This is a genomic window from Shewanella sp. GutCb (genome assembly GCF_002836135.1).
Classification (GTDB): Bacteria; Pseudomonadota; Gammaproteobacteria; order Enterobacterales; family Shewanellaceae; genus Shewanella.
In genome coordinates, this window is the sequence record NZ_PJBL01000075.1 from 1 (window position 1) to 634 (window position 634).

General features: G+C 44.8%; 1 protein-coding gene. It reads right to left on the minus strand.

Annotated features, from left to right (window positions below):
- Positions 1-634 (minus strand): acrylate reductase flavoprotein subunit ArdA (locus CXF86_RS20015; RefSeq protein WP_145991641.1); only part of this gene is annotated, 634 nt, incomplete at both ends.

Below are 634 nucleotides of genomic sequence, written 5' to 3' on the forward strand. Positions count from 1 at the left end.
AGATAGACTGACCTGTGAAGCTGTCTTTCACTTCGGCTTTAGTATTGACCTGTACACCACCTTGGCAATAATGCACTTTTGGCCATAGTCTTACGACGGTGAATGGCGCTTGGATAAACTTATCTTTAGCCTTAGTCATATTCTTACCGAACTGCTTGTCATCACCAGACTTAACGTATTCGTTATACTCTGCGATCTGAGCTTTCAGCGCTGTAAGTGGCACTTCAAAATGTTTGGCTAGTTCTTCAACTGAATCAAACTTCCAACCGACGTTGTACTTGATTACTTTCTTAGTATTCGGATGCTTTTTAGAATCCTTATAGCTAGTGATCAAGATTGGAGGCAGTGCGTTACCCTTTTCATCACGGCAACTTAGCTCAGCATCAGCACGCGTCTTACGGTCAGCAATTTCGTTCATGAAACGCTTACCCGTTAGACGGTTTACCGCCATTGAATGAGGGAAATTGTAGATAGAATAGTTAGACACATAACCGAATCCACCTTCATCAGGTGACGCCCAAGGGCCAGATTGAATGTGCGCTAAATGTACTGGGATGGCGCCTAAGCGGAACATCTCATACATACCTTCGCCCGTAGCACCGGGTGCGTTAGTACAACCCACTTCAGCTGTTAG